The sequence below is a fragment of the Halomonas aquatica genome (genome assembly GCF_040196335.1).
Classification (GTDB): domain Bacteria; phylum Pseudomonadota; class Gammaproteobacteria; order Pseudomonadales; family Halomonadaceae; genus Halomonas; species Halomonas aquatica.
This window is the reverse complement of sequence record NZ_JBEGCJ010000007.1, coordinates 33,319-59,079: the sequence shown is the minus strand read 5'-3', so window position 1 is coordinate 59,079 and position 25,761 is coordinate 33,319. Positions and strand designations below refer to the sequence as shown.

At 67.3% G+C, this 25,761-nt stretch carries 23 protein-coding genes; 16 read left to right on the top strand and 7 right to left on the bottom strand.

From position 1 onward, the window contains the following. Positions 1 to 17 precede the first annotated feature (17 nt). Entirely contained in the window at positions 18 to 959 is a 942-nt protein-coding gene (locus ABE960_RS14445; RefSeq protein WP_349763001.1) for a LysR family transcriptional regulator, read from the bottom strand. 170 nt (positions 960 to 1,129) lie between these two features. Between ABE960_RS14445 and aptA the strand changes: the two genes are divergently transcribed. After that, positions 1,130 to 2,473, top strand: a complete 1,344-nt coding sequence (aptA, locus tag ABE960_RS14440) for an omega-aminotransferase AptA (protein WP_349762999.1) — start codon at positions 1,130 to 1,132, stop codon at positions 2,471 to 2,473. A gap of 84 nt (positions 2,474 to 2,557) precedes the next feature. Here aptA and ABE960_RS14435 read toward each other — a convergent pair whose 3' ends face one another. Beyond that, the gene (locus ABE960_RS14435) at positions 2,558 to 2,791 is read right to left on the bottom strand and encodes a hypothetical protein (RefSeq protein WP_349762998.1); all 234 of its coding nucleotides are present in this window, start codon (positions 2,789 to 2,791) and stop codon (positions 2,558 to 2,560) included. A 116-nt stretch (positions 2,792 to 2,907) separates the two neighbouring features. Between ABE960_RS14435 and ABE960_RS14430 the strand changes: the two genes are divergently transcribed. Both ABE960_RS14430 and rapA read left to right on the top strand, forming a co-directional pair. Beyond that, positions 2,908 to 3,708, top strand: a complete 801-nt coding sequence (locus tag ABE960_RS14430; protein WP_349762997.1) for a redoxin family protein — start codon at positions 2,908 to 2,910, stop codon at positions 3,706 to 3,708. Between the two features lie 116 nt (positions 3,709 to 3,824). After that, the gene (gene rapA / locus ABE960_RS14425) at positions 3,825 to 6,773 is read left to right on the top strand and encodes an RNA polymerase-associated protein RapA (protein ID WP_349762996.1); all 2,949 of its coding nucleotides are present in this window, start codon (positions 3,825 to 3,827) and stop codon (positions 6,771 to 6,773) included. Between the two features lie 77 nt (positions 6,774 to 6,850). On the opposite strand, the gene ABE960_RS14420 is transcribed toward rapA, so the two are convergent. After that, positions 6,851 to 7,756: a TIGR01777 family oxidoreductase gene (locus ABE960_RS14420; RefSeq protein ID WP_349762995.1), complete on the bottom strand. Its 906-nt coding sequence runs from the start codon at positions 7,754 to 7,756 to the stop codon at positions 6,851 to 6,853. A gap of 105 nt (positions 7,757 to 7,861) precedes the next feature. Between ABE960_RS14420 and ABE960_RS14415 the strand changes: the two genes are divergently transcribed. The 12 genes from ABE960_RS14415 to fabB all read left to right on the top strand — a co-directional run bounded on the left by ABE960_RS14415 (position 7,862) and on the right by fabB (position 18,779). After that, the gene (locus ABE960_RS14415; protein ID WP_349762994.1) at positions 7,862 to 8,920 is read left to right on the top strand and encodes an NAD(P)/FAD-dependent oxidoreductase; all 1,059 of its coding nucleotides are present in this window, start codon (positions 7,862 to 7,864) and stop codon (positions 8,918 to 8,920) included. A gap of 25 nt (positions 8,921 to 8,945) precedes the next feature. Then, the gene (locus ABE960_RS14410) at positions 8,946 to 9,326 is read left to right on the top strand and encodes a sirohydrochlorin chelatase (RefSeq protein ID WP_349762992.1); all 381 of its coding nucleotides are present in this window, start codon (positions 8,946 to 8,948) and stop codon (positions 9,324 to 9,326) included. Continuing rightward, complete coding sequence (locus ABE960_RS14405; protein ID WP_349762991.1) at positions 9,323 to 10,237, top strand: MerR family transcriptional regulator; 915 nt, start codon at positions 9,323 to 9,325, stop codon at positions 10,235 to 10,237. Before ABE960_RS14410 ends, ABE960_RS14405 begins: the two co-directional genes overlap by 4 nt. A gap of 13 nt (positions 10,238 to 10,250) precedes the next feature. Beyond that, the gene (gene phrB / locus ABE960_RS14400) at positions 10,251 to 11,669 is read left to right on the top strand and encodes a deoxyribodipyrimidine photo-lyase (protein ID WP_349762990.1); all 1,419 of its coding nucleotides are present in this window, start codon (positions 10,251 to 10,253) and stop codon (positions 11,667 to 11,669) included. 30 nt (positions 11,670 to 11,699) lie between these two features. Then, complete coding sequence (locus tag ABE960_RS14395) at positions 11,700 to 12,134, top strand: nuclear transport factor 2 family protein (RefSeq protein ID WP_349762989.1); 435 nt, start codon at positions 11,700 to 11,702, stop codon at positions 12,132 to 12,134. 25 nt (positions 12,135 to 12,159) lie between these two features. Beyond that, on the top strand, positions 12,160 to 12,954 hold the full coding sequence (locus ABE960_RS14390) for an SDR family NAD(P)-dependent oxidoreductase (RefSeq protein WP_349762987.1): 795 nt from the start codon (positions 12,160 to 12,162) through the stop codon (positions 12,952 to 12,954). Then, a complete protein-coding gene (locus ABE960_RS14385) occupies positions 12,951 to 14,324 on the top strand; it encodes an NAD(P)/FAD-dependent oxidoreductase (RefSeq protein WP_349762986.1) in 1,374 nt (457 codons plus the stop codon). Before ABE960_RS14390 ends, ABE960_RS14385 begins: the two co-directional genes overlap by 4 nt. After that, the gene (locus ABE960_RS14380) at positions 14,321 to 15,115 is read left to right on the top strand and encodes a DUF1365 domain-containing protein (protein WP_349762985.1); all 795 of its coding nucleotides are present in this window, start codon (positions 14,321 to 14,323) and stop codon (positions 15,113 to 15,115) included. The genes ABE960_RS14385 and ABE960_RS14380 overlap by 4 nt, the downstream gene beginning before the upstream one ends. Next, entirely contained in the window at positions 15,112 to 16,380 is a 1,269-nt protein-coding gene (locus ABE960_RS14375) for a class I SAM-dependent methyltransferase (RefSeq protein WP_349762983.1), read from the top strand. The genes ABE960_RS14380 and ABE960_RS14375 overlap by 4 nt, the downstream gene beginning before the upstream one ends. Next, positions 16,377 to 16,907 carry a DUF2878 domain-containing protein gene (locus ABE960_RS14370; RefSeq protein WP_349762982.1) on the top strand — a complete coding sequence of 177 codons (531 nt, stop codon included), beginning with the start codon at positions 16,377 to 16,379 and terminating at the stop codon, positions 16,905 to 16,907. The genes ABE960_RS14375 and ABE960_RS14370 overlap by 4 nt, the downstream gene beginning before the upstream one ends. 125 nt (positions 16,908 to 17,032) lie before the next feature. Then, positions 17,033 to 17,548 (top strand): 3-hydroxyacyl-[acyl-carrier-protein] dehydratase FabA, encoded by a 516-nt coding sequence (gene fabA / locus ABE960_RS14365; RefSeq protein WP_349762981.1) that lies wholly within the window; start codon positions 17,033 to 17,035, stop codon positions 17,546 to 17,548. Between the two features lie 13 nt (positions 17,549 to 17,561). After that, positions 17,562 to 18,779: a beta-ketoacyl-ACP synthase I gene (fabB, locus tag ABE960_RS14360; protein WP_349762980.1), complete on the top strand. Its 1,218-nt coding sequence runs from the start codon at positions 17,562 to 17,564 to the stop codon at positions 18,777 to 18,779. A gap of 60 nt (positions 18,780 to 18,839) precedes the next feature. On the opposite strand, the gene ABE960_RS14355 is transcribed toward fabB, so the two are convergent. The 4 genes from ABE960_RS14355 to ABE960_RS14340 form a co-directional block, all read right to left on the bottom strand. Then, entirely contained in the window at positions 18,840 to 19,631 is a 792-nt protein-coding gene (locus tag ABE960_RS14355; protein WP_349762979.1) for a lysophospholipid acyltransferase family protein, read from the bottom strand. After that, positions 19,628 to 20,503 (bottom strand): sugar nucleotide-binding protein, encoded by an 876-nt coding sequence (locus ABE960_RS14350; RefSeq protein WP_349762978.1) that lies wholly within the window; start codon positions 20,501 to 20,503, stop codon positions 19,628 to 19,630. Before ABE960_RS14350 ends, ABE960_RS14355 begins: the two co-directional genes overlap by 4 nt. A 30-nt stretch (positions 20,504 to 20,533) precedes the next feature. After that, positions 20,534 to 21,154: a single-stranded DNA-binding protein gene (gene ssb / locus ABE960_RS14345; RefSeq protein WP_349762977.1), complete on the bottom strand. Its 621-nt coding sequence runs from the start codon at positions 21,152 to 21,154 to the stop codon at positions 20,534 to 20,536. A gap of 71 nt (positions 21,155 to 21,225) precedes the next feature. Then, the gene (locus tag ABE960_RS14340; protein WP_349762976.1) at positions 21,226 to 22,620 is read right to left on the bottom strand and encodes an MFS transporter; all 1,395 of its coding nucleotides are present in this window, start codon (positions 22,618 to 22,620) and stop codon (positions 21,226 to 21,228) included. 159 nt (positions 22,621 to 22,779) lie between these two features. Here ABE960_RS14340 and uvrA point away from each other — a divergent pair, with 159 nt between their 5' ends. Further along, a complete protein-coding gene (gene uvrA / locus ABE960_RS14335; RefSeq protein ID WP_349762975.1) occupies positions 22,780 to 25,641 on the top strand; it encodes an excinuclease ABC subunit UvrA in 2,862 nt (953 codons plus the stop codon). Positions 25,642 to 25,761: the final 120 nt, after the last annotated feature.

Here is a 25,761-nt window from a genome sequence, read left to right as displayed (position 1 = left end):
CGACACCCGCGAGCCCATCACCGGCACGGAGGATTGACTCCGTCCTCCACGCGCTGCTCCAGTTCCTCGAGATAGCTTTCCAGTACCAGGTTGGGCGGGGCTCCCTTGCGGGTGATGGCGCTGTATCCGGTGACGTAGCGGCAGGTGTCCGGGTTCAGGGCGCGCAGCCTGCCGTCACGCACCCAGTGCTCGGCGAAATGCGTCGGCAGGTAGCCAATGAAGCGCCCGGAGAGGATCAGGAAGGCGATGCCCTCCCGGTCCGTGGCCGACGCGGTGGCCTTGAGGGGTTCATGCAGGGCCTTGATCTCCGGGCTCTGAGCATAGGCCGGAGTCACGGCATCGCTGCTTGCCAGTTGCGGGTCCGTCACCGACTCGACCTCGAACAACGGATGGCCGGAGGCGCAGTAGAGCCGCGACGTCTCCTCGTAGAGCGATAGGTAGTGCAGCCCTGGCAGGGTCTTGATCGAGGGAACCACCCCGGTGTGCAGGCGGCCGTCCAATACGCCGAGTTCGATGTCGTGGGGCGGGATCATGCGGATGTTGATGCGCACGTCCGGGCCGCGGTCCTTCAGCGCGCTGAGGGCATCGGTGATGTGCATCTCCGGCATGGTCACCAGGTTGTCGGTGATGCCGATGTTCAGCTCACCCTTGAGCCAGGCATGAAGGCCGTTGACACGGGTACGAAACCCCTCCGCCGCCGCCAGCAGCTGAAGCGTGGCCTCATAGACCTCGGCGCCCTCGTCGGTCAGGGCAAAGCCGCTGCGGCCACGCTGGCACAGCCGAAGTCCCAACCGCGTCTCCAGGTCGTTCATCGCCATGCTGATGGCGGCACGGCTGATGTTCAGCTCCACCTCGGCGGCCGAGAACCCCCCGCATTCCACGACCTTGCGATAGATCCGCAACAGCCGCAGGTCCGCATCACCGAGCTGTCCCGTGAGTGCCTCCTTGCGACGTGACATCGCCTGCCTCCCCTCGCGGTGGTGTCTCTCGAAGCCTATGCCTGACATGCACAAAAGTTAAGCTAACGCTTACATGAAATTCAACAAGACTAGATTTAACTTATCGCCATGCTGCGCCACGCTGCTCCTGTTCCACCACCGACAAGACGATGACCTCGGAGGGTGCTGTCATGTCAGATCGTTCTCACCAGCAGACCGCGGGCCTCACCGAAGAGCAGCTGGATGCCTACTGGATGCCCTACTCCGGCAACCGCCAGTTCAAGCGCGACCCGCGGATCATCGTCGGCGCCGCGGGCAGCTACTTCACCGCGGCCGACGGTCGCCAGATCTACGATGGCCTCTCCGGCCTGTGGACCTGCGGCGCAGGACACTGCCGCCCCGAGATCGCCGAGGCCGTCAACCAGCAGCTTGGCCAGCTGGACTATGCTCCCCCCTTCCAGTATGGCCATCCCAAGGCCTTCGAGCTGGCCCACCGAATCCGTGAACTGACCCCCAAGGGCCTCGATTACGTCTTCTTCACCGGCTCAGGCTCCGAGAGCGCAGACACCTCGCTGAAGATCGCCCGCGCCTACTGGCGCAAGAAGGGCCAGCCGACCAAGACCAAGCTGATCGGTCGTTCCAAGGGCTATCACGGCGTCAACTTCGGTGGCATCAGCCTGGGCGGAATCGGCGCCAACCGCGCCCTGTTCGGCCAGGGCATCGATGCCGACCACCTGCCCCATACCCTGCTCAAGGAGAATGCCTTCACCCGCGGCATGCCGGAGCGAGGGGCCGAGCGTGCCGACGAGCTGCTGGAGCTGATCGCCCTTCACGATGCCTCCAACATCGCCGCGGTGATCGTCGAGCCCATGGCAGGCTCCGCCGGAGTGATCCCGCCGCCGGTGGGCTATCTCAAGCGGCTGCGCGAGATATGCGATGCCAACGACATCCTGCTGATCTTCGACGAGGTGATCACCGGTTTCGGGCGCATGGGCTCGATGACCGGCGCCGAGGAGTTCGGCGTGGTGCCGGACATCATGAACGTCGCCAAGCAGTTGACCAACGGAGCGGTGCCCATGGGCGGGGTCATCGTGAAGGGCGATATCTACCACACCTTCATGGAGCAGGGCGGCCCGGACTACATGATCGAACTTCCCCACGGCTACACCTACTCGGGGCATCCGGTGGCCTGCGCCGCGGCCCTGGCCGCCCTGGACGTGCTGGAGCAGGACCGCCTGATCGACCGCGTGCGGGAGATGAGCCCGGTGTTCGAGGAGGCCCTGCACGGCCTCAAGGGCAGTCGCCATGTCAGCGATATCCGCAACTACGGCCTCGCCGGGGCCCTGCAGATCGAGCCCTACCCCGGCGAGCCGGCCCGCAGGCCCTTCGAGATCGCCATGAAGTGCTGGGAAAAGGGCTTCTACGTGCGCTATGGCGGCGACACCATCCAGCTCGGCCTGCCCTTCATCGTCGAGCGCGAGGAGATCGACCGGCTGATCAACGCCCTTGGCGAGGCCATCGGCGAACTTGACTGACGAACGGACGAATTGCTCCGTGAGATGGTATTCGAGAGGTGGCACGGGGCCACGCTTGACCGTGGGCCAGGCCTGACTGTCTGATCAACGGTGTTCGTGTCGACTGCGAGAATTGAGCGACTTGCGCGCCTTGTTGCGTCGGTATAGCCGCACCAGGGCGATCCACAGGGCGGCCGCCACCATGGCCGCCAGTGTCCAGCCCTGCCAGGGGCGAGCGGCATCCCCCATCAGGGTCTCGAAGGTGATGATCAGGATGAACCCCAGCGCCTGGCTGGCGATGGCCAGGGCGCGCAGCATATCGAAGGCCGGTCGTGTCATGAGTGCTCCCGCTGGATGACAGCCCTGCCCGCCGGCAGTAGGCTTGGCGAAACGAATTCGCCAAGTGTAACCGGTCCGGCACCAGCCGCCGACCTTACGGGAGTCACCGCCACGACATGGATGCCATCGCCCTGGGGCCCGTCCTGATCGCACTGCCGCGTCTTTATGCCTTCCTCGCCGCCCTGGCGCTGCTGGGGGCCAGTGCCTTCCTCCTCGGCCTGCCCAGGCGGCGCCATGCGCGCTGGTTCAACGGCCTTCTCGTGGCCTGGCTGGTCGGCGCCCGCCTGGGCCATGTGCTGATGAACGCCGGTGCCTATGCCGAGGCCCCGCTGGATATCCTCAAGTTCTGGCAGCCCGGCTACCAGGGCCTATGGGGGCTGCTGGCCGCGCTGATCTGGACCGCCTGGTCGCTGCGCGACCGACTGGGGGCGATGCTGGGGGGCATGGCCCTTGCGCTGGGCGCCTCACTGATGTGGCTGACGCTGGTGACCGTGGCGCCACTGGGCGGCGGCATGGCCCTTCGCGAGCTGCCCGACCTGGCCCTTGAGAACCTCGAGGGCGAGACGGTGAACCTGGCCTCGCTCAGCGGCGAGCGGGTGGTGGTCAACCTCTGGGCCACCTGGTGTCCGCCCTGCCTGCGCGAGATGCCAATATTAGCCGAGGCCGATGCCCGAGAGGGCGTGAGCGTGGTGATCGTCAACCAGGGCGAGGAGCTGCTGCAGGCGGTGCGCTACCTGGACGAGCAGGGCCTCGACTTCCGCCATGCCCTGCTCGACCCGCGCCAGAAGCTGATGGTGCTGGCCGAGTCACCGGGCCTGCCCACCACTCTGCTGTTCGATGCCGAGGGCCGCGCCGTGGAGCAGCACGTCGGCGAGATCACCCGTGCCCACCTTTCGTCATGGCTCGATGAGCGCTGATCGGCATTGGAATGCTTAAGCCGCGTCGGGCTTTGCTGTAAGATACCGCGCCCTGTCGCCGCTGGGCAGGGTGTGGCCAGCGGCACCGAACCGATCCCAAGCATCCCCGAGGCACCATGAGCGACTACTCTCCCGGCCAGCGCTGGATCAGCGACGGCGAGGCCGAACTCGGCCTGGGCACCATCCTCAACATCGACGCCCGCAGCGTCACCGTGCTCTTCGGCGCCAGCCAGGAAACCCGCACCTACAGCAGCCGCAACGCGCCCCTGACCCGTGTGGCCTTCGGCAGTGGCGACCGCATCCAGTCTGCCGAGGGCTGGCAGATGACCGTCGATGACAGCAAGGAAGTCGGCGGCCTGATCGTCTACATCGGCGAGGACGACGCCGGCGAGCTGTGCGAGTTGCCCGAGGCGCGGCTCGCCGACACCATGCAGTTCGACCAGGCCCGTGATCGGCTGCTCACCGGCCAGGTCGACCGCAACGACTGGTTCGACCTGCGCTTTCGCACCCTGCACCATTTCCAGCGCATCGAGCAGAACCCGGCGCTGGGCCTGGCCGGCCCGCGCATCGACCTGATCCCCCACCAGCTATATATCGCCGACGAGGTGTCCCGCCGCCATGCCCCGCGGGTGATGCTGGCCGACGAGGTGGGGCTGGGCAAGACCATCGAGGCCGGTCTGATCCTCCACCGACTGCTGCTCACCGGCCGCGCCGAGCGGGCGCTGATCCTGGTGCCGGCGAGCCTGACTCACCAGTGGCTGGTGGAGCTGCTGCGCCGCTTCGCTCTGGAGGTCACCCTGCTCGACGAGCAGCAGAGCCAGGCCCACGGCGATGCCAACCCCTTCGAGACCGGCCAGTTGGTACTGGCAAGCCAGGACTGGCTGTTCGCCAACCCTCACCGCCAGCAGCAGGCTCTGGACTGCGACTGGGACCTGCTGATCGTCGACGAGGCCCACCACCTGGACTGGAGCCCGCAGCAGAGCGGGCCCGGCTACGCCTGCGTGGGGCGGCTGGCGGCGCAGGTGCCCGGCATGCTGCTGCTCACGGCCACCCCGGAACAGATGGGCCTCGAAAGCCATTTCGCCCGGCTGCGCCTGCTCGACCCGGACCGCTACCACAGCCTAGAGGCCTTCCGCGAGGAGGAGGCCCACTATGTGGAAGTCGCCGAGGCGATCGACGCCCTGGATCGCCTGCCCGGCGAGGCGGCCGACCGCGAGCGGGTCGCCGCGGTGATCCACGAGGCCGACAGCCTGGCCCTGCTCGATACCCTGGCCGACCCGGAGCGCAGCGACGACCAGCGCGCCGCGGCCCGGGACCAGCTGCGCGACCAGTTGCTGGACCGCCACGGCACGGGCCGGGTGATGTTCCGCAACAGCCGCCGCCATGTGGGCGGCTTCCCGGAGCGTCGCCTGCACATCGCGGAACTCGAGACACCCTCTCCCTACCGTCGGGTACTGCGCCGCCTGGCTCGCGACGAGGACTACCTGGACGAACTGCTGATCGAGACCGGCCTCGATCACCCGGACGTCCTGATCTACCCCGACACCATGTACCGGGCGCTCACCAAGGACCCGCTCAACACCGAGCCTTGGTGGCAGTTCGACCCGCGCGTGACCTGGCTTCTTGAGCGCCTCGCCGACGATGGCGAGGCGGGCTTCGCCGACGACAAGGTGCTGGTGATCGCCCATGACCGAGAGACGGCCCAGGGGCTCGCCGAGGGCCTGCGGGTCCTCGGCGGCTACCACGCCCCGGTGTTTCATGAGGGCCTCTCGCTGGTGGAGCGAGACCGCGCCGCGGCGGCCTTCGCCGACGAGGAGGAGGGCTGCCAGGTGCTGCTGTGCTCGGAGATCGGCTCCGAGGGGCGCAATTTCCAGTTCTGTCGGCACCTGGTGATGTTCGACCTGCCGCTGCAGCCGGACCAGCTCGAGCAGCGCATCGGCCGTCTCGACCGCATCGGTCAGCGCCACGCCATCGAGATCCATGTGCCGGTCTTCGCCGGCAGCCCCGGCGAGAAGCTGCTGCGCTGGTACCACCAGGGCATGGATGCCTTCAGCGCGCCCCATGGCCTGGGCAGCGAGATCCACGCCGCCTTCGGCGACACCCTGGCCGACAGCCTGCTCGACGACGAGAGCCTCGCCGAGGTGATCGAGGAGACCCGTGCCCTGTTCGAGGCACGCCTGGCCGAGCGAGATGCCGGCCGCAACCGCCTGCTCGAGCTGAATGCCTGCCGCCATGAGCGTGCCGAGGCGGTCACCGAATCGATCCGGGAACTCGACGCCGACCGAGCGCTAGGCCGCTACCTGGATCAGGCGATGGACATCTTCGGCGTCGACAGCCAGGAGCTGGGCGGTGGCATCCTGCACCTGCAGCCGAGCCCGCAGATGCTCGACGGCCTGCCGGGCCTGGTGAAGGGCGAAGAGGGCTTCTCGGCCACCTACTCCCGGGCACGTGCCCTGGCCCGGGACGATGTCCAGCGCCTCTCCTGGGAACATCCGCTGCTGCGGGAGATGATGGGCCGGATCCTCGACGGCGCCATGGGCAACACGGCGCTGGCCCTGCTCAAGCACCCCGCCATCCCCGCCGGCCGGCTGATGGTCGAGCTGGTGTTCCGCACCCATTGTCCGGCCCCCCGACGCCTGCACCTCAACCGCTTCCTGCCGCCCACGGCGGTTCGGGTACTGCTCGACGAGTCGGGGGCCAACCTGACCGACAAGATATCCTTCACCGGCCTCTCCAAGGCGGTGCAGAAGGTCAAGAAGGCGGTCGCCCGGGACCTGATCAAGAGCCGCCACGACCAGTTGCGCGAGCTGCTCGACGGCGCCGAGGCAGAGGCCGAGCGGGAACTGCCGAGCATCGTCGAGGCCGCCCAGGTGCGCATGCGCGCCGAGCTGGACGCCGAACTGAGCCGCCTCGAGGCCCTCTCGCGTCTCAACCCCGCGGTGCGCGCGGATGAGCTCGAGGCGCTGCGCCATGAGCGCGCCGAGCTGGACACCGCCATCGAGGGCAGTCGACTGCGTCTGGATGCGGTGAGGGTGATCGTCACGGTGGGCGATGACGCCCGCTGACAGCCGACTGCCCCCCTAAAGACCCACGGGCCCCGCCGGCGACGCCGACGGGGCCCGTTGGCTAAAGCGGGATGGCCTCAGCCGAGGATAGCGGCCAGGGCCTTGTCCAGGGTCGGGAAGCGGAACTCGAAGCCGGCCTCCAGCAGCCGCGCAGGGCGCATGTCGGCGCCGGTCAGCAGCAGCCTCGACATCTCCCCGAAGGCGGTCTCCAGGGCGATGGCCGGCATCGGCATCAGCGCAGGGCGGCCCAGCTGCTTCGCCAGGATGCGAGTGAACTCGGCATTGGTGACCGGGTGGGGGGCGCTGCCGTTGAAAGGGCCCTCCAGATCGGGGCGCTCGAGCAGGAAAAGGATCGCGCTGACCAGATCCTCGCGATGTATCCAGGGCATGAACTGCTTGCCGTCACCGAAGCGACCGCCCAACCCCATCTTGAAGGGCGGGAGCATCTTCTTCAGGCTGCCGCCGCCGGCGTCGAGCACCAGGCCGATGCGCAGCAGGGCGACCCGGACGCCGAATTTCTCGGCCGCACTGGCCGCATCCTCCCAGCGCTTGCAGAGGCGGTGGGCGAACTCGTCGTGGGGTGGCGTCTGCTCGGTGACCTCGCGATCCCCCTGGTCGCCGTAGTAGCCCATGGCCGAGGCCGAGACCATCACCTTCGGCGTCCGCCCCTGCGTGGACTGAAGCTGCTCGCAGAGTGTGACCAGGTCGCCGGTGATGTTGACCCGGGAATCGATCAATCGCTCTTTCTGCTCCTCGCTCCAGCGCCTGCCGGCGATCGACTCCCCGGCCAGATTGACGATGGCATCCGGCGGAGTATCGACGAAATCCAGCACCGAACGGCGAATGTCGCTGCCCTCCGGCAGGCGGTCCCGCACCTTGTCAGGCTCCCGCGACACCACCAGCAGGCGATGTCCGGCCTCTTTCAGCCGCCGACAGAGCCGCTGCCCGACGAAACCGCTGCCGCCCGTGATCAGCACACGCATCCGGAATCCCTCCCCAAGCCGTTATGACAAGACACCATGAGTTATACAGTCGTTGTACACTTCTGCTAGTCTAGCGATGAACGCCGTTGACTGCACGAGATGCTCATGCCCCACGCACCCGCTTCCACCGCCATCATCGGTGCCGGCATCGCCGGCATCGCCTGTGGACTAGCCCTGAAGGCACACAACCTGCCGGTGCGCCTGTTCGACAAGGCTCGCAGCCCGGGGGGACGGATGTCGAGCCGTCGCCTGAAGGATGCCAGGGTCGACCTGGGGGCCCAGTTCTTCAGCGTGCGCGACCCGTCTTTCCACCGCCAGGTGATCGCCTGGCGCAAGGCGGGTGTCGTCGCCTCCTGGCCGGACTCCCTATGGGAGGCGAGCGAATCGGGCTGGCAACGCCACCAGGACGATGTCGAGCGCCTCATCGGCGTTCCCCGCATGAGCGCCGTGACCCGACATCTCGCCGAGGGGCTCGAGGTGGTCTCCGGCACCCGGATCGAACGCCTTGAACCCAAGGGGTCACAATGGTGGCTGGTGGATCAGCACGACGAACGCCATGGCCCCTTCGATCGCGTGGTGATCGCCACGCCGCCTCCCCAGTCCCGGGCCCTGCTGCTGCCGCATGAGCCGGCCCTCGCGGACGCCTGCGAGGCCATCATCCAGCGCCCCTGCTGGGCCGCATGGGCATGCTTCGATGCCCCGCTGCCGTCCCTGCCGGGGGTCGATGACGACTGGCAGGCGGTACGCCTGGCGGCAGACCCTGGCCGTTCGCCGGCCGGCGATCCGCTGCGCTTCGTCAGCCGCAACGACCACAAGCCAGGCCGTCACGGCCAGGGCGAGAGCCTGAGCCTGCTGGCACGACTGGAGTGGAGCGAGGAACATCTGGACCTCGACACCGAGACCGCCGCCAGACGGCTGCTCGATGCCTTCCGCGAGCACCTGCCGGCAGGCGTCGAACTGCCCGCATCGACCTCCCTGGGGGCCCATCTCTGGCGCTACGCCCAGCCGGACGTCTTCGCCGCCGGCGAGGCGGTCAACCTCGACCACCGCCGGTCGCCCGCGGGCCTGGCGCTGTGCGGCGATGGCTGGCGCGGGCCGCGGGTCGAGGACGCCTGGCTCTCCGGCCACCATCTCGGCGAGGCCCTGGCGGCCGACGCTCCCTGACTCCCCTTCGCGACCGGAGACTTCCATGTCCTACGCCCTGATCCTGCTCGCCCACGGCTCCAGCGACCCGAACTGGCGAGCGCCCTTCGAACACTTCGCCGAGGCCCTGACCGGCCGCCTGTCGACACCGCTGCGACTGGCCTACATGGAGCTCAGCGAGCCGTCCCTCGAGTCCACGGTGGCCGAACTGGCGGAGGACGGGGTCGAGCGTGCCGAGATCCTGCCGCTGTTCTTCGCCGCCGGACGCCACCTCAGGAAGGACGTGCCCGGCCAGGTCGAGGCGCTGACCGCCGCCCATCCCGGCATCGACCTGACCCTGCTGCCACCGGTCGGCAAGCACCCGGCCTTCGTCGAAGCCCTGGCGGCTGTGGTCGCCGAGCAGGCAGGGGAGTCGGCACGCTCATGACTGACGAGCCAAGACGCCCGGCCGACACGCCGCTCTACCCGATCCGCGAGGTCTCCCGTCTGACCGGGGTGAACTCCGTCACCCTGCGCGCCTGGGAGCGTCGCTATGGCCTGATCAAGCCTCAGCGGACCCCCAAGGGACATCGCCTCTATGCCCGCGAGGACATCGAGCGAGTCGAGCGCATCCTGCAATGGCTCAATCGCGGCGTGCCAGTCAGCCAGGTCCGCGAACTGCTCGACCAGCCGGAGACGGCGGAGACCCCGGCGCCGGCGGCCGGCGACTGGGCGGGCCAACGTCGCCAGCTGAACAACGCCCTGCAGGCGCTCGACCTCGACCGTCTGGAGGAGCTGTTCAACCAGTCGCTGGCCCTCTACCCGGTCCCGACTTGCCTGGCCGAACTGTGGCAGCCGGTGGTTCGCCAACTCGAGGAGGGCTGGGGAGACCAGCTGGGCGACACCCTGCAGCGCCGTACCCTGGAGGCCTTCCTGCGCACCCGCATCGGGACCCGGCTGCTGCATGCCAATCGGCTGGCCACTGGCCCTGTGCTGCTGATCGTCCCCTTGCCGGACGACCCCTCTCCGCTATGGGTCCTGCTTGCGGCACTCGCCGCCAGCGACCGCGGCTATCGCGTCCAGCTCTTCGATGCCCCATTGCCCTCCAGTGAGCTGCCGCTGGCGGTGGAGCGCTTCCAGGCGGCCGGCCTGCTGATGGCCAGTGGCAAGGCCGAGAAGGCCGATCTGGTCAGGCGCCAGCTGCCACGACTGGCCGAGCAGCTCGAGGTACCGCTGATGGCCTGCGGCCCCATGGCACGCATCCGCGAGGCCGATCTGGAGGAGACTCGGGTGTATGTGCTGGGGGATGATCTCGACGAGGCCATGCAGCGCCTCCAGGCCAGACTTCCCGTCCGCTGAACCGGAGCCGCCCATGCCTGCCCCCGTGCTCGTCTGGTTCCGCAGCGACCTGCGCCTCCAGGACAACACCGCCCTGACCGCGGCCGCCCGAAAAGGCCCCGTGGTGGCCGTCTTCCTGCGCAGCCTTCCTCACTGGCAGCGCCACGGCCATGGCGCCAACAAGCTCGATTTCTGGGGCCGCGGCGTGGCGGCCCTGAACGCCAGCCTGACGGGTCTCGGCATCCCGCTGCTGCACCGCGATATCGGCGACTTCAGCGAGGCCCCGGCGACGCTGCTGGACATCGCGCAGCGGGTCGGGGCCCGTGCCTTGCACTTCAACCGCGAATATCCGCTGGACGAACAGCGCCGCGACGCCGCGGTGATCGCCGCCTTCGAACAGGCGGGCCTCACGGCCACCGGCCACCACGACGCCGTGGCCTTCGCCCCTGGGGAGCTGCTCACCGGCAAGGGAGACTACTACGGGGTCTTCACGCCCTTTGCCAAGGCCTGGCACCGCAAGCTGACCCCGGAGCGCATCGCCCTGCACGACACCCCGGCGCCCCAGCCGCGCCTGTCCATCGAATCCAACCCCCTGCCAGACCTGCCCCCCCTCGATGACACCCCGGTCGATGCACACCTGTGGCCCGCCGGCGAGGACCCCGCCGCCGACCGCCTGGAACGCTTCCTGCGCTTCCGCGGACGCCACTATCAGCGCCAGCGCGACTTCCCTGCGATTCATGGCACCAGCGAGCTGTCGCCCTATCTGGCGCTGGGCATGATCTCCCACCGCCAATGCCTGCAGGCGGTGCTCACCGAGAATCACGGCGCACTGGCCGAGGGGGACGCCGGGCTGACGACCTGGGTCAACGAACTGGTATGGCGGGAGTTCTACCACCACGTGGCCGTCGGCTTCCCGCGGGTCTGCCGCCATCGTGCCTTCCAGCGGCATACCGAGGCACTCGCCTGGCGAAATGACCAGGCGAGCTTCACGGCCTGGTGCGAGGGGCGCACCGGATACCCCATCGTCGATGCCGCCATGCGACAGCTCGTGGCCACCGGCTGGATGCACAACCGGCTGCGCATGGTCACCGCCATGTTCCTCACCAAGCACCTGCTTATCGACTGGCGGCGCGGCGAGGCCTTCTTCCTTCGCCACCTGGTGGACGGGGAATTCTGCGCCAACAACGGCGGCTGGCAATGGGCGGCCTCCACCGGCACAGACGCCGCCCCCTACTTCCGCATCTTCAACCCCACCACCCAGTCCACACGCTTCGACCCCGACGGCAACTTCCTGGCCCAGTGGCTGCCCGAACTTGCCGGGCTGCCGAAGAAGGCCCGCCACGCACCCACGAACGACCTGCTCGGCGGCGTCGACTACCCGGCCCCCATCGTCGACCACCGAGCCGCACGGGCGCGTGCCCTGGAAGCCTTCAAGGCCCTGAAGGCGGAGTGAATCCACCCACGCATGGCGGGAGGCCCCTGAATGCAAAATACACCGGACCTGGAGGCCTTCTGCGCCTTCTTCAACAAGCTTGACAAGACCTGTACAAAGAGGCTTTTCGAGGTATACACTGACGAGGTGATCTTCACCGACCCGCTGCACCATATCGAGGGACGTGAGGCACTGGAGGCCTATTTCCAGAACCTGTACGACAATGTGACATCGTGTGGTTTCATTTTTCACGAGACCCTTCAGCGAGACGAGAAGGCATTCGTAACCTGGACCATGGAACTGGTGCATCCTAGGCTCGATGGCGGACGCCGCGTCGAGGTGGAGGGATGCTCGCACCTGACCTTCGCATCGGATGGCAGGGTAGCCAGGCACAGGGACTACTTCGATGTGGGCGCCATGCTCTACGAACGCCTGCCCCTGCTGGGCGGTGCAGTGCGACTGGTGAAGCGACAACTGGGCCGGTGACGGCCACCGAGGATGGGGACAGCGCATGAAGAAGGCGAGCGACAGGCAGCGTATCTGGCTGACGGGGGCCACCTCGGGCATAGGCCGTGCGCTCGCCGAACGCCTGCTCGAACAGGGGCATAGGGTCGCACTGAGCGCCCGCAGCGACTCGGCTTTGGCCGAACTTGCCGCCGGTCACGACAATGCTCTGATGCTGCCACTCGACGTGGCGGATCGTCAGGCCGTCCGAGAGGCCGGTGAGCGGCTGGGGCAGGCCTTCGGTGGACTGGACCTGGCGATACTCAATGCCGGCACCTGCGAGTATCTCGACGCAAGCGACTTCGATGTCGACCTCGTCGAACGTGTCTTCGCCCCCAACTTCTTCGGCGCCGTCTATTGCGTTGATGCCGCCCTGCCGCTGCTGCGCCAGGCCCGGGAGGAGGGTGGCCACCCGCAGCTGGCCGCGACCTCCAGCGCCGCGGCCTATCTGCCACTGCCTAGGGCCGAGGCCTACGGTGCCTCCAAGGCGGCCCTGAGCCACTTCATGGAATCGCTGCGCCTGGACCTGGCAGGCGAAGGCATCGGGGTCAGCCTGATACATCCCGGCTTCGTGAAGACCCCGCTCACCGACCGCAACGATTTCCCCATGCCCATGCGCGTCACCGTCGACGAGGCCGCCGAGACGATCCTCTCCGGCCTGGAAAGACGCCGCCTGGACATCCACTTCCCGCGACGCTTCACGCTGCTGGTCCGACTGCTGGGCATCCTGCCCGCGTCCCTGCGCTACCGCCTGGGGCTGCGCATGACCCGACAGGACACACCCCAGGAGACCCGCCCATGACCGCCTCCTTCCAACCCGTGCGTGATGCTCAGGGTGATGCCCATCGCAGTGCCGCCCAACGCATTGCGGTGATCGGCAGCGGCATCGGCGGCATGGCGGCCGCCTGGTACCTGTCGAGCCGTCATGAGGTGACGCTCTTCGAGGCCGAGGATCGCCTGGGCGGCCATACCGCCACCATGGACGTCACACTGGGGGAACGGCAGTACGCCATCGATACCGGCTTCATCGTCTTCAACGACTGGACCTACCCGCACTTCCAGCGCCTCCTCGAACGCCTCGGCGTCGCCGCCCAACCCACCGAGATGAGCTTCTCCGTTCACGAGACGACCCGCGACTTCGAATACAACGGCCACACCCTGGCGAGCCTCTTCGCCCAGCGCCGCAACCTGCTGCGCCCGAGCTTCCACCGCCTGCTGAGCAATATCCTGCGCTTCAACCGCGAGGCGACCCGGGCGCTGGAGGAAGGCAGGCTGGACCCGGCCATGACTCTGGGGACCTGGCTCGATGCCGGCGGCTACGACGCCGATTTCCAACACCGCTACCTTCTGCCCATGGGAGCCGCCATCTGGTCGGCGAGCATCCGCGACCTGCGCGACTTCCCGCTGCTGTTCTTCGTGCGCTTCTTCCGCCATCACGGCCTGCTGTCGGTCAATGACCGTCCCCAGTGGTACACCCTCGTAGGGGGCTCACGCTCCTACATACCGGCGCTGACCGCTCCCTATGCCGAGCGCATCCGGTTGGCGACCCCGATTCGCGGCATCCGCCGTCACGCCGACCGGGTCGAGGTGCGCAGCGATGCCGGCGTGGAGTCCTTCGATCAGGTGGTGCTGGCCTGCCATGCCGACCAGGCCCTCGCGCTGCTGGAGGACCCGAGCGATGCCGAGGGCGAGATCCTCGGCGCCCTGCCCTTCCAGGACAACGAGGTGGTGTTGCACACCGATACCCGTCTCTTGCCACGCCGGCGACGCGCCTGGGCGAGCTGGAACTACCGGCTCGATGGCCGCGGCGACGATGCCCGGGTCTCGGTCACCTACGACATGAACATCCTGCAGCGCATCGACGCCCCGCATACCTTCTGCGTCACGCTCAACGACGGCGCCGCCATCGACCCCGACAAGGTGCTGGGCCGCTTCACCTATGCCCACCCCCAGTTCACCCTCGCCGGCCAGACGGCCCAAGCCCGCCATGCCGAGATCTCCGGGCCGACACACCGCACCCACTTCTGCGGCGCCTACTGGCGCAACGGCTTCCATGAAGACGGGGTATGGAGCGCCCTGCGGGTGGCCCGCGACCTGGGCTGCGACGAGGACACCCCGCGTGACGTCAAGGCCAGGACACGATCGCCGGCGACCGAGGAGAGCGCAGCATGATGCGCGCACCGCGTTCGCGGATCTATCGGGGCAGCCTGCACCATCGCCGCTCCCTGCCGCGTCCGCACGCCTTCGAATATGACGTCTGGATGGCCTGGCTCGACCTGGACGAGCTACCCGAGCTGTTCGACAAGGTGCCCGCCTTCAGTGCCCGGCGACCGGCCCTGGCGCGCTTTCGCCGCGAGGACTACCTCGGCCCCCAGGACCGCCCCCTCAAGCAGGCCGTGCGCGAGGAGCTCGAGCGCCAACTGGGCAGCGCCCCTGATGGGCGCATCTGCGTGCTGACCCAGCTGCGCACCCTGGGGCTCGGCTTCAATCCGGTCTCGTTCTACTATGCCTTCGACGCCCGAGGCGAACTGCGCGCCCTGCTCGGCGAGGTCAGCAACACCCCCTGGGGGGAGCGGACCCGCTATGCCTGCGCCGTGGCGCCCAGGCCACATGGCCACGTGGCCGAGTTCGACAAGGCCATGCACGTCTCGCCCTTCAACCCCATGGACATGACCTACCGCTGGCGCTTCGACACCCCCGGCGAATCGCTGTCGATGCACATGGAGGCCTGGAAGGACGGCGAGCGCCACTTCGATGCCACCCTGACCCTGCAGGGCCGCCCGGCGACCCGCGGCGTGCTGCTCGCCACCCTGGCTCGCCAGCCCTGGATGAACCTGAAGACGCTGGCAGGCATCCACTTCGAGGCGCTGCGGCTGTTTCTCAAGCGCATCCCGGTTTATGGCCACCCCGGACAAGACCATCCCGGACAAGACCACCCTTCCCGTGAGGAGAGCTCGTCGTGAACACGCTTCGCTCCGCCACCACCCGCCCCCTGACCCCCGAGGGCGACCGACTGACTCGCTGGCTCAAGCCGCGGGTGCTGGCCCAGCTTGACCGCCTGGAAGGCGGGGACATCACCCTGATCGACGGTCACCAACGACACCGCCTGGGCCGGGGAGGTCCGCTCAAGGTGACCCTGGTGGTCCGCCACCACCGGGCGTGGAAACGCCTGGCACTGGGTGGCACCGTGGGCGCCGCCGAGGCCTACATGGACGGTGACTGGGATGCCGACGACCCGGTGGCCCTGGTACGCCTGTTCGCCGCCAACCTGGAACGGGTCAACGGCGAGATGGAGAACGGCACCGCCCGCCTCGGCCGCTGGCTGCTGGGCGCTCTCTACCGCCTGCAGCGCAACAGCCTGCGCGGGTCACGGCGCAACATCGCCGCCCACTACGACATCGGCAATGCACTGTTCTCCACCTTCCTCGACCGCGACCACCGCATGTACTCCAGCGCGGTCTTCCCCCATGCCGAGGCAAGCCTGGAGGAGGCCTCGACCCACAAGCTCGACCTGATGCTGGAGAAGCTCGATGTCCAGGCCCACCACCACCTGCTGGAGATCGGAACCGGCTGGGGGGGACTGGCCATCCATGCGGCGAAGACACGCGGCTGCCGCGTCACCACCACCACCATTTCCGCTGAGCAGCACGCCTTCACCGCCAGGCGCATCGAGGAGGAGGGGCTCGGCGATCGCATCACCCTGCTCCAGCAGGACTACCGCGAGCTCGAGGGACGCTTCGACCGGCTGATCTCGGTAGAGATGATCGAGGCGGTGGGCCACCAGTACCTCGGCACCTACCTGGCGACCCTGGACCGACTACTCACCGACGACGGCCAGGCGATGCTGCAGGCGATCACCATTCGCGACCAGCGCTACGAGGAGGCCAAGCGCGAGATGGACTTCATCAAGCGCTACATCTTCCCGGGTGGCTTCCTGCCGTCACACCGCGCCATCCTCGACGGCCTGACCCGCCACACCTCGCTCAACATCACCGACCTGGACGAGATCGGCCTGCACTACGCCCGGACCCTGCGTGAGTGGCGCCACCGCTTCGAGGCGAGTCTCGAGACGGTGCGCAAGCTCGGCTACGACGAACGCTTCATCCGCATGTGGCGCTACTACCTCTGCTACTGCGAGGGAGGCTTCATGGAGCGCACCATCGGCACCTGCCAGCTGCTGCTGGCCAAGCCCGGCGCACGGCCGTCACCTCTAACGGGTGACGTGTGAGCCTTGGCGTATCCTCCGGCGCCGGCCGGATGCTCTACAACCTGGCCGCGTTCCAGGCGGGCTGGTTCGCCTGCGTGCTGGGAGGCTCGACGATCGGGCTCGTGGCCGTTGCGATGATCATCACCCTGCATCTCGCTTGGCTGGCCCACCCCGGGGAGTGGCGATGGCTGGCTGGATTCGCATTGCTGGGGCTGGCGTTCGACGGCGGCCTGGCACTGGCAGGAGGCTTCGCCTTCGGTGACGAGGCCAGGGCACTCGGCGTGCTGCCACCCTGGCTGTGGCTGCTCTGGCCGCTGTTCGCCACCCTGGTCCACCATTCGCTGGCCTGGCTCTGGCAATATCCCTGGCTGGCCCTGCTCGGGGGGGCCACAAGCGGCCCGCTCTCCTACTATGCCGGCGCCCGGCTGGCCGGAGTCGAGCTCGCCCCCTGGCTGCTGCCCGCCGAGGCGATGGCCTGGGCACTGATCTGCCTGATCCTGGCGCGCCATCTCGGCGGTGCCGAGGCCGGCACAGTGCGAGCCCACTGAGGCCACTCCCACTTCTCTCGCCCATGGCGTGCATTCATCGAGTGTGGACAGTAGACTAGGCACAGCCGCCCAGTGGCCACAGGCCGCTTTCGGCACAAAACAATCTCGACACTCGGAACGATTCAGTGACCAAGCAACACTCCTTTGATCGCGAAGAACTGCTGGCCTGCTCGCGCGGCGAGCTGTTCGGTCCGGGCAATGCACAGTTGCCGGCCCCTAACATGCTGATGCTCGATCGCATCATGCATATCCACGAGGAAGGCGGGGATCACGGCAAGGGCGAGTTGATCGCCGAGCTGGATATCCACCCCGACCTGTGGTTCTTCGAATGCCACTTCCCCGGGGATCCGGTGATGCCCGGCTGCCTGGGTCTGGACGCCATGTGGCAGCTGGTGGGATTCTACCTGGGCTGGCTCGGCCACCCCGGACGTGGCCGCGCCTTGGGCTGCGGCGATGTCAAGTTTTCCGGCCAGATCCTTCCCGAGGCCGAGAAGGTCACCTACCGCATCAACATCAAGCGCATCATCACCCGGCGCCTGATCCTGGGCATCGCCGACGGCACCGTAGCCGTCGACGGCCGCGACATCTATCAGGCCAACGACCTGCGCGTCGGCCTGTTCACCTCCACCGCGAATTTCTGAACAGGAGGCTCCCATGCGACGAGTGGTAGTCACTGGCCTGGGCATCGTGTCCTGCCTGGGCAACGATGCAAAACAGGTTCTGGAGGCGCTCAGGAACGGGCGCTCGGGCATTCGCTTCAAGGAAGAGTACGCTGAACGTGGCTTTCGCAGCCAGGTGGCCGGCAGTGTCGAAATCGATCTGGACGCACTGATCGATCGCAAGCTGCGCCGCTTCATGGGCGATGCCGCCGCCTATGCCTATGTTTCCATGGCCCAGGCCATCGAGGACTCCGGCCTCACTCCGGAACAGGTATCGAACGAGCGTACCGGCCTGATCGCAGGCTCCGGCGGCGCGTCCAGCGCCAACCAGGTCGAAGCCGCCGACGTCATGCGCGAGAAGGGCCTGCGCCGCGTAGGCCCCTACCGGGTCACCCGTACCATGGGCAGCACCGTATCGGCCTGCCTGGCGACGCCGTTCCAGATCAAGGGCGTCAACTACTCGATCTCCTCGGCCTGCGCCACCTCGGCCCACTGCATCGGCAGTGCCGTCGAGCAGATCCAGCTCGGTAAGCAGGACGTGGTATTCGCCGGTGGCGGCGAGGAGGAACACTGGACCCTCTCCTGCCTCTTCGATGCCATGGGTGCGCTGTCGACCCACTACAACGAGACGCCGGAGAAGGCCTCGCGCCCCTATGACCAGGCCCGTGACGGCTTCGTCATCGCCGGCGGCGGCGGCATGCTGGTGCTCGAGGACCTCGAGCACGCCCGCGCCCGCGGCGCGAAGATCTATGCCGAGGTGGTGGGCTATGGCGCCACCTCCGACGGCTACGACATGGTCGCTCCGTCCGGCGAGGGCGCGGCCCGCTGCATGCGTCAGGCCATGGCCACGGTCGATGGCGACATCGACTACGTCAACACCCACGGCACCTCCACCCCGGTGGGCGATGTAGCCGAGTTGAAGGCGATCCGCCAGGTGTTCGGCGACCGAACTCCGCCGATGAGCTCGACCAAGTCGCTGACCGGCCACTCGCTGGGGGCGACCGGTGTGCAGGAGGCCATCTACTCGCTGCTGATGATGGAGCATCGCTTCATCGCCGCCTCGGCCAATATCGAGCAGCTGGACGAGCAGGCGGCTGGCTTCGATATCGTCACCGAGCGCCGTGACGACGCCGACGTGATGCGCGTGCTGTCCAACAGCTTCGGCTTCGGCGGCACCAACGCCTGCCTGGTGCTGGAGAAGTTCAGCGACTGACGCCCAGGACTTTCGCACCCGCGAACGCGAAGAAGGCGCCCCTTGGGGCGCCTTCTTCGTTTATGGCCTCATGGGTGGATTCGCTTGCGACTCGCCTGGCGGCTCACGGGTCTTTCGGGCAGGCTCGCTCGCTGGCCGTGGCACATCGGATATCTGTGTCAGGCGTCCCTCGATCCAGGCTTCGACGTCCACCAGCACCGCTTCCGCCGTGCGGCCGTCGGTCTCGATCGGGGGGCCGATCTCCAGCGACAGGCGCCCCGGATTCTTGACCCAATGCCGCCCCGGCCAGCGCTCGCCGGCATTGTGGGCCACCGGCAGCACCGGCACCCCGGCACGGCAGGCGATCACGGCGCCGCTCTTGTTGTAGCGGCGGCGCTCCCCCGGCGGCACCCGGGTGCCCTCCGGAAAGATCAGTACAGACAGCCCCTCATCGAGGCGAGCCTTGCCCTGAATGAGCACCTGCTTCATGGCCCTCGCAGGCCTGGAACGGTCCAGGGCGATCGGCTTCAGGAGGCGCAGCCCCCAGCCAAAGATCGGGAAATTCAGCAACTCCTGCTTGAGGACCGTGCACACCGGTGGCTTGATCAGCTGCAGGTAGATGGTCTCCCACTCGCACTGGTGGTTCGAGAGGATCACGCAGGGCCCCTCGGGCACATGCTCGCGACCGCGGAAGTCATAGCGGACCCCGCAGGTAATGCTGAACCAGGCGATCACCACATGGTTGTAGAGATTCAGCAGCCGATAGCGCGAGCGCAGCGGTAGAAAAGGCGCCAGGGGCAACAGCAGCAGCCCGCTCAGGAGCATGGCCAGGAAGTAGCCGGCATAGAAGAACAGGCTGCGGATCACATTCATCGTTGTACCGACTCCTCTTCCCTTACCAGACACCAGGCATCCAGCATGCGGCCGACCTCCAGGCGCCAGGGCTTCTGATGGACCCCGAACACATCCAGCACACGCCGACAGTTCAGCACCCGGCGCAGCGGCTGGTCGTGATGGTGGTTCAGCGCCTTGACGTTGCCCAGCTCTACCCGTTCGCCAAGACCCTCCAGCCGCGTGGCGAGCTGGGTACGCACCATCGAGACGAAGGTGTAGGCGCTCACCGGCTCGGTACCGGCCAGGTGGTAACTGCCCCAGGCGATGGCGCCGCAGTGCTGCTGCTGCAGCATACCGATCAGCGCCATGGCCACGGCATCCGCCGAGGTCGGGCAGAAGATCACGTCGGATTCCGCCCGCACCTCGCCGCCATCGATGAAGGTATCGAGCATCTCGCCCAGCCATGCGTGGCTGCCTTCCAGGGCAAACAGCGGCCCCAGGCGCACGATCAGGTGGTGGGGATACTCGGCCCGGATTCGGTCTCCCGTGCGAACCAGCCGCCTCAGGCTCTCATCCCGGGGCTCGGGAATCACGTGCTCCTCGATGGGGACGGCGAAGCCGTCCTCGTAGAGCTGGTCGGAGACACACCACACCAGCGGGACACCCGCCTCGCGACAAGCCTCCATGCAGGCCTCGACCGCCTCGGCATGCGAGGTGACGGCCGCCGGCTCGGCGCTGATCGGCCGGGACAGGGGTGGAATCACCAGTGCATCCGGGCGCAGCTCCGCGAGAAGCGCGGGCGTGACCTGCAGCGACGGCTCGATGGTGAGCTCGGTGTCGCTGCGCCGATTGGCCTCGCGGGCCATCGCCAGGCTCAGGCAGTGGCCAGCCTCCAGAATCAGCAGCTTCACGGCATCTCCTCGGCTAATCCCCGGTCAACGTCAGAACGGGATCTCGTCATCGAAATCATCGAAGCTGCCCGGATCCGGGGCGCCATAGTTGCCGCCCTGCTGCGGGGGGGCCGGCTGCTGTGCAGGACGCTGGGACTGGCCACCGCCAGGATTTCCACCGCCCTGATTCCCACCGCCCTGATTCCCACCACCCTGATTTCCACCACCATAGTTGTTGCCGCCCTGCTGAGGAGGCTGATTGCCGCCGAAGCCTCCCCCTTGCTGGGGCTGCCCACCCTGTGGGGGCATGCCTGCTTGCTGACCGCCGCCGTCACCGCGACCATCAAGCATCTGCATGTCGTTGGCGACGATCTCGGTGCTGTACTTGTCCTGGCCGTTCTGGTCCTGCCACTTGCGGGTCTGGAGGCGGCCCTCGATATACACCTTGCTGCCCTTCTTGAGGTACTGCTGGGCGATCTCGGCGGTCTTGTTGAACAGCACGACCCGGTGCCATTCGGTGCGCTCCTGGCGCTGGCCGCTTTGCTTGTCCATCCAGGTGTCGGTGGTGGCCAGGTTGAGGTTGGCCACGGCGGTGCCGGAGGGAGTGAAGCGCACCTCGGGATCCTGGCCGAGGTTGCCGATGAGGATGACCTTGTTGATGCCACGGGCCATGAGGAACTCCTTGTTGTCATGAAATGCGTTGAAAGGCGGTCGAACGGCGCCCTGGCTGAATCATACGCGGCTCAGGCGCGACTGTGGTGATTCCCGGAACCGGTGAGACGCGCCAGGGCCTGCTCATCGAGGCACTGCCGGTCCACCTTCAGGTAGGCCAGACGCTCCTCGGGAACGACCAGCACGTCCTCCACCCCGGCCACGTCGGCAAAACGCGCCATCAGTGTATCAAGGGCATCATCCTGTTCATTGTCGTCGAGCGCCACCACCTCGCTGGACAGGTGGCGGGGGGGCGCCATGCGGGCCATCACCGCCAGCCACGCCAGTCCCAGCAGGCCGCAACCGATGAAGACCGCGGATAGCCCCCACTGCTGGGACAGCCAGCCGCCCAGCACACCGCCGAGGAAGGCGCCCAGGAACTGGCTCGTGGAGTAGATGCCCATGGCGGTACCCTTGGCGCCTGCCGGCGCCAGCTTGCTGAGCATGGAGGGCAGCGTGGCCTCGAGCAGGTTGAAGGCGATGAAGAACAGCAGCAGCCAGCCGAACAGCGCCCAGACACCCTCTCCCAGGCCGGCCAGCCCGAACAGGCTCAGGGTGATGCCGGTGATCGCGGACAGGCACATGGCCTTCATGCGACGCCACTTCTCGGCGATGATCACCAGCGGCACCATGGCCACGAAGGCCAGCAGCATGACGCCGAGATAGGTCAGCCCATGGCGCTCGACGGGGATGCCCGAGTCCACCAGCCGAAAGGGCACGGCGACGAAGATCGCCATGAGTACCAGGTGAAGGGCAAAGATCGAGAGGTCCAGGCGCCACAGGTCACCACGCACCAGGATGCTGCGCAGCTGGTCGCGGTCCATGCCCACGTCGCGATGACGCACACGGCGAGGCGCAGGCGGCACCAGCTTCCAGAGCACCACCAGGCCCAGCACCGCCAGGCCGGCGGTGAACCAGAAGACGCCCGACAGGCCGACATCCGCGGCGAGCCAGGGGCCCAGCACCATGGCCACGGCGAAAGCCACGCCGATGGAAAGCCCGATGGTGGCCATGGCGGCGGTGCGCACCTGCTCGCGGGTCTGGTCGGCGAGCAGTGCCATGATGGCGGCAGCCACCGCGCCACTGCCCTGCAGGCAACGCCCGAGGATCACCCCGCCGATGGTGTCGGCCTGGGCGGCCACCAGGCTGCCGAACATGAACAGCAGGAGACCGGCGGCGATCACCGGCTTGCGCCCCAGGCGATCGGAGAGCAGCCCGAAGGGGATCTGCAACACCGCTTGGGTCAGGCCATAGATACCCAGCGCCAGTCCCACCAGCAGCGGCGTGGCCCCCTTCAGGTCATCGGCATACAGGGCCAGCACCGGCAGCACCATGAACAACCCGAGCATGCGCGTAGCATAGAGCCCGGCCAGCCCGGTGATGGCGCGACGCTCGGAGGCTAACAGCAGTCCTGAGACCTTTCGCATAACGGTTCGACATTCCGTGGACGGGCCCTCGGGCCCGGAGGTGGATCGCACATTCTAGCGGCTCGCCACCCCGCAGGGAAAGCCGATGGGGGCGGCGCTTTGCTGCCGGCATGGCCCGCCCCGTATAATCGAGGTTTTGCCGCGTCCGCCGAGGTGGGAATGGACACAATCCTGGTCAGGGGTGCGCGCACCCACAACCTGAAGAACATCGACGTCGAACTGCCCCGTGACAAGCTGATCGTGGTCACGGGGCTTTCCGGCTCGGGCAAGTCGTCGCTGGCCTTCGACACCCTCTATGCCGAGGGCCAACGGCGCTACGTGGAGTCGCTCTCCACCTACGCGCGCCAGTTCCTGTCGATGATGGAGAAGCCCGACGTCGACCATATCGAGGGGCTGTCGCCGGCGATTTCCATCGAGCAGAAGTCCACCTCCCACAATCCGCGTTCCACCGTGGGCACCATCACCGAGATCTACGACTACCTGCGCCTGCTGTTCGCCCGGGCCGGCACCCCGCGTTGCCCCGAGCACGGCGAGGACCTGGAGGCCCAGACGGTCTCGCAGATGGTTGACCAGGTACTGGCCCTGCCCGAGGGCAGCAAACTGATGCTGCTGGCTCCGGTGGTCAAGGGCCGCAAGGGCGAACACCTGCAGCTGCTCAGTGAGCTGCGCGCCCAGGGCTTCGTGCGAGCACTGGTCGATGGCCAGGTGCTGGAGCTCGACGACATCGCTCCACTGGACAAGAACAAGAAGCACGACATCAGCGTGGTGGTCGACCGTATCAAGGTACGCGAGGGGCTCCAGCAGCGCCTGGCGGAATCCTTCGAGACGGCCCTTAACCTGGCCGATGGCACCGCCATGATCCACTTCATGGACGGTGAGGAGGAGGAACTCGCCTTCTCGGCGCGATTCGCCTGCCCGGTGTGCGGCTACTCCATCGCCGAACTCGAGCCTCGCATGTTCTCCTTCAACAATCCGGCCGGCGCCTGCCCCACCTGCGACGGCCTGGGCGTGCAGCAGTTCTTCGACCCCGACAAGCTGATCAGCCATCCCGAGCTGTCTCTGGCAGAGGGTGTGATCAAGGGCTGGGACCGGCGCAGCGTCTACTACTTCAATCAGTTGCAGGCCGTCGCCGACCACTATCGCTTCACCCTGGAGACGCCCTGGCAGGACCTGGCGCGCCACGAACGCGAGGTTATCCTGAATGGCAGCGGTAGCGACGACATCGCCTTCCACTACGTCAATGACCGTGGCCGCCAGGTCACCCGCGAGCACCCCTTCGAGGGCGTACTGCCCAACATGCAGCGCCGTTATCGCGAGACCGAGTCGAGCATGGTCCGCGAGGATCTGGCCCGCCACATCGCCGTGCAGCCCTGCCCGACCTGCCAAGGCTCGCGGTTGCGTCGAGAGTCGCGGCACGTCTACATCGACGACCGCCCCCTCCCCGAGCTCGTCCACCTGCCTATCGGCGAGGCACTCAGCTACTTCGGCGAGCTGACCCTCCCGGGGCGCAAGGGCGAGATCGCCGTGAAGATCGTCAACGAGATCCAGGCCCGCCTGGAATTCCTGGTCAACGTGGGGCTGGACTACCTCAACCTGGAGCGCAGCGCCGAGACCCTCTCCGGCGGAGAGGCCCAGCGCATCCGCCTGGCAAGCCAGATCGGCGCCGGCCTGGTCGGCGTGATGTACATCCTCGACGAGCCCTCCATCGGCCTGCACCAGCGCGACAACGACCGACTGCTGCAGACACTGGAGCGCCTGCGGGATCTCGGCAACACCGTGATCGTGGTCGAGCATGACGAGGAAGCCATCCGCGCCGCGGACCACGTGCTCGACATCGGCCCCGGGGCCGGGGTCCACGGCGGACGGATCGTCGCCCAGGGTACCCCGCAGGACATCATGGCGACGCCCGACTCCCTCACCGGCCAGTACCTGTCCGGCACCCGGCGCATCGAGGTCCCGCCGTGGCGCATTCCCGGCAACCCCGAGAAGGTGGTGCGTCTCACCGGCGCCCGCGGCAACAACCTCCAGGACGTCACCCTGGAGTTACCGCTGGGCCTCTTCGTCTGCATCACCGGCGTCTCCGGTTCCGGCAAGTCGACGCTGATCAACGCCACCCTCATGCCCATCGCCGCCCGGGAACTCAACCGCGCCACCAGCCTGACGCCCGAGGCCCATGATCGTATCGAGGGTCTCGACCATCTCGACAAGGTCATCGACATCGACCAGAGCCCCATCGGACGCACTCCGCGCTCGAACCCGGCCACCTATACCGGCATCTTCACGCCGATCCGCGAGCTGTTCGCCGGCACCCAGGAGGCGCGCTCCCGGGGCTACAAGCCGGGTCGATTCTCCTTCAACGTCAAGGGCGGACGCTGCGAAGCCTGCCAGGGCGAGGGGATGATCAAGGTGGAGATGCATTTCCTGCCGGACATCTACGTGCCCTGCGACGTCTGCAAGGGCAAGAGATACAACCGCGAGACCCTGGAGATCGCCTACAAGGGCAAGAGCATCCACGAGGTGCTGGAGATGACCGTCGAGGAGGCGCTGGAGTTCTTCTCGCCGGTGCCTGCCATCGCCCGCCGCCTGCAGACCCTGCTGGACGTCGGCCTCTCGTATATCCGGTTGGGACAGAGCGCCACTACCCTGTCCGGCGGCGAGGCCCAGCGGGTCAAGCTGGCACGCGAGCTGGCCAAGCGCGACACCGGCAAGACCCTCTATATCCTCGACGAGCCCACCACCGGCCTGCACTTCGAGGATATCCGCCAACTGCTCACGGTGCTGCACCGCCTGCGCGACCACGGCAACACCATCGTGGTGATCGAGCACAATCTGGACGTGATCAAGACCGCCGACTGGCTGATCGATCTCGGCCCGGAGGGCGGCTCCGGTGGCGGGCGGATCATCGCCGAGGGCACTCCCGAGCAGGTGGCTCGCCAGGAGGTGTCGCATACCGGCCGCTTCCTCAAGCCGCTTCTGGAACGCACCAGGGCCCGTCATGACGAGCCGGAGACCACTGCGTGATAACCGACAACCAGCTGTAAGCAAAGCATACGACCCCGCGGGCAAAGCCTGACGGGGTTTTCTTATGGCTTACGGCTTCTAGCTTACGGCTTCCGACTACCAGCGAAGCCGGGCGAAAAA

Bases quoted from the DNA above. Each gene is read 5' to 3' on its own strand.
- ABE960_RS14355 (WP_349762979.1), bottom strand. From the start codon at position 19,631: ATGAATGTGATCCGCAGCCTGTTCTTCTATGCCGGCTACTTCCTGGCC.
- ABE960_RS14385 (WP_349762986.1), top strand. From the start codon at position 12,951: ATGACCGCCTCCTTCCAACCCGTGCGTGATGCTCAGGGTGATGCCCAT.
- uvrA (WP_349762975.1), top strand. From the start codon at position 22,780: ATGGACACAATCCTGGTCAGGGGTGCGCGCACCCACAACCTGAAGAAC.
- ABE960_RS14395 (WP_349762989.1), top strand. From the start codon at position 11,700: ATGCAAAATACACCGGACCTGGAGGCCTTCTGCGCCTTCTTCAACAAG.
- rapA (WP_349762996.1), top strand. From the start codon at position 3,825: ATGAGCGACTACTCTCCCGGCCAGCGCTGGATCAGCGACGGCGAGGCC.
- ABE960_RS14445 (WP_349763001.1), bottom strand. From the start codon at position 959: ATGTCACGTCGCAAGGAGGCACTCACGGGACAGCTCGGTGATGCGGAC.
- ABE960_RS14410 (WP_349762992.1), top strand. From the start codon at position 8,946: ATGTCCTACGCCCTGATCCTGCTCGCCCACGGCTCCAGCGACCCGAAC.
- ABE960_RS14420 (WP_349762995.1), bottom strand. From the start codon at position 7,756: ATGCGTGTGCTGATCACGGGCGGCAGCGGTTTCGTCGGGCAGCGGCTC.
- phrB (WP_349762990.1), top strand. From the start codon at position 10,251: ATGCCTGCCCCCGTGCTCGTCTGGTTCCGCAGCGACCTGCGCCTCCAG.
- ABE960_RS14435 (WP_349762998.1), bottom strand. From the start codon at position 2,791: ATGACACGACCGGCCTTCGATATGCTGCGCGCCCTGGCCATCGCCAGC.
- ABE960_RS14405 (WP_349762991.1), top strand. From the start codon at position 9,323: ATGACTGACGAGCCAAGACGCCCGGCCGACACGCCGCTCTACCCGATC.
- ABE960_RS14340 (WP_349762976.1), bottom strand. From the start codon at position 22,620: ATGCGAAAGGTCTCAGGACTGCTGTTAGCCTCCGAGCGTCGCGCCATC.
- fabB (WP_349762980.1), top strand. From the start codon at position 17,562: ATGCGACGAGTGGTAGTCACTGGCCTGGGCATCGTGTCCTGCCTGGGC.
- ABE960_RS14380 (WP_349762985.1), top strand. From the start codon at position 14,321: ATGATGCGCGCACCGCGTTCGCGGATCTATCGGGGCAGCCTGCACCAT.
- ABE960_RS14390 (WP_349762987.1), top strand. From the start codon at position 12,160: ATGAAGAAGGCGAGCGACAGGCAGCGTATCTGGCTGACGGGGGCCACC.
- ABE960_RS14415 (WP_349762994.1), top strand. From the start codon at position 7,862: ATGCCCCACGCACCCGCTTCCACCGCCATCATCGGTGCCGGCATCGCC.
- ABE960_RS14430 (WP_349762997.1), top strand. From the start codon at position 2,908: ATGGATGCCATCGCCCTGGGGCCCGTCCTGATCGCACTGCCGCGTCTT.
- aptA (WP_349762999.1), top strand. From the start codon at position 1,130: ATGTCAGATCGTTCTCACCAGCAGACCGCGGGCCTCACCGAAGAGCAG.
- ssb (WP_349762977.1), bottom strand. From the start codon at position 21,154: ATGGCCCGTGGCATCAACAAGGTCATCCTCATCGGCAACCTCGGCCAG.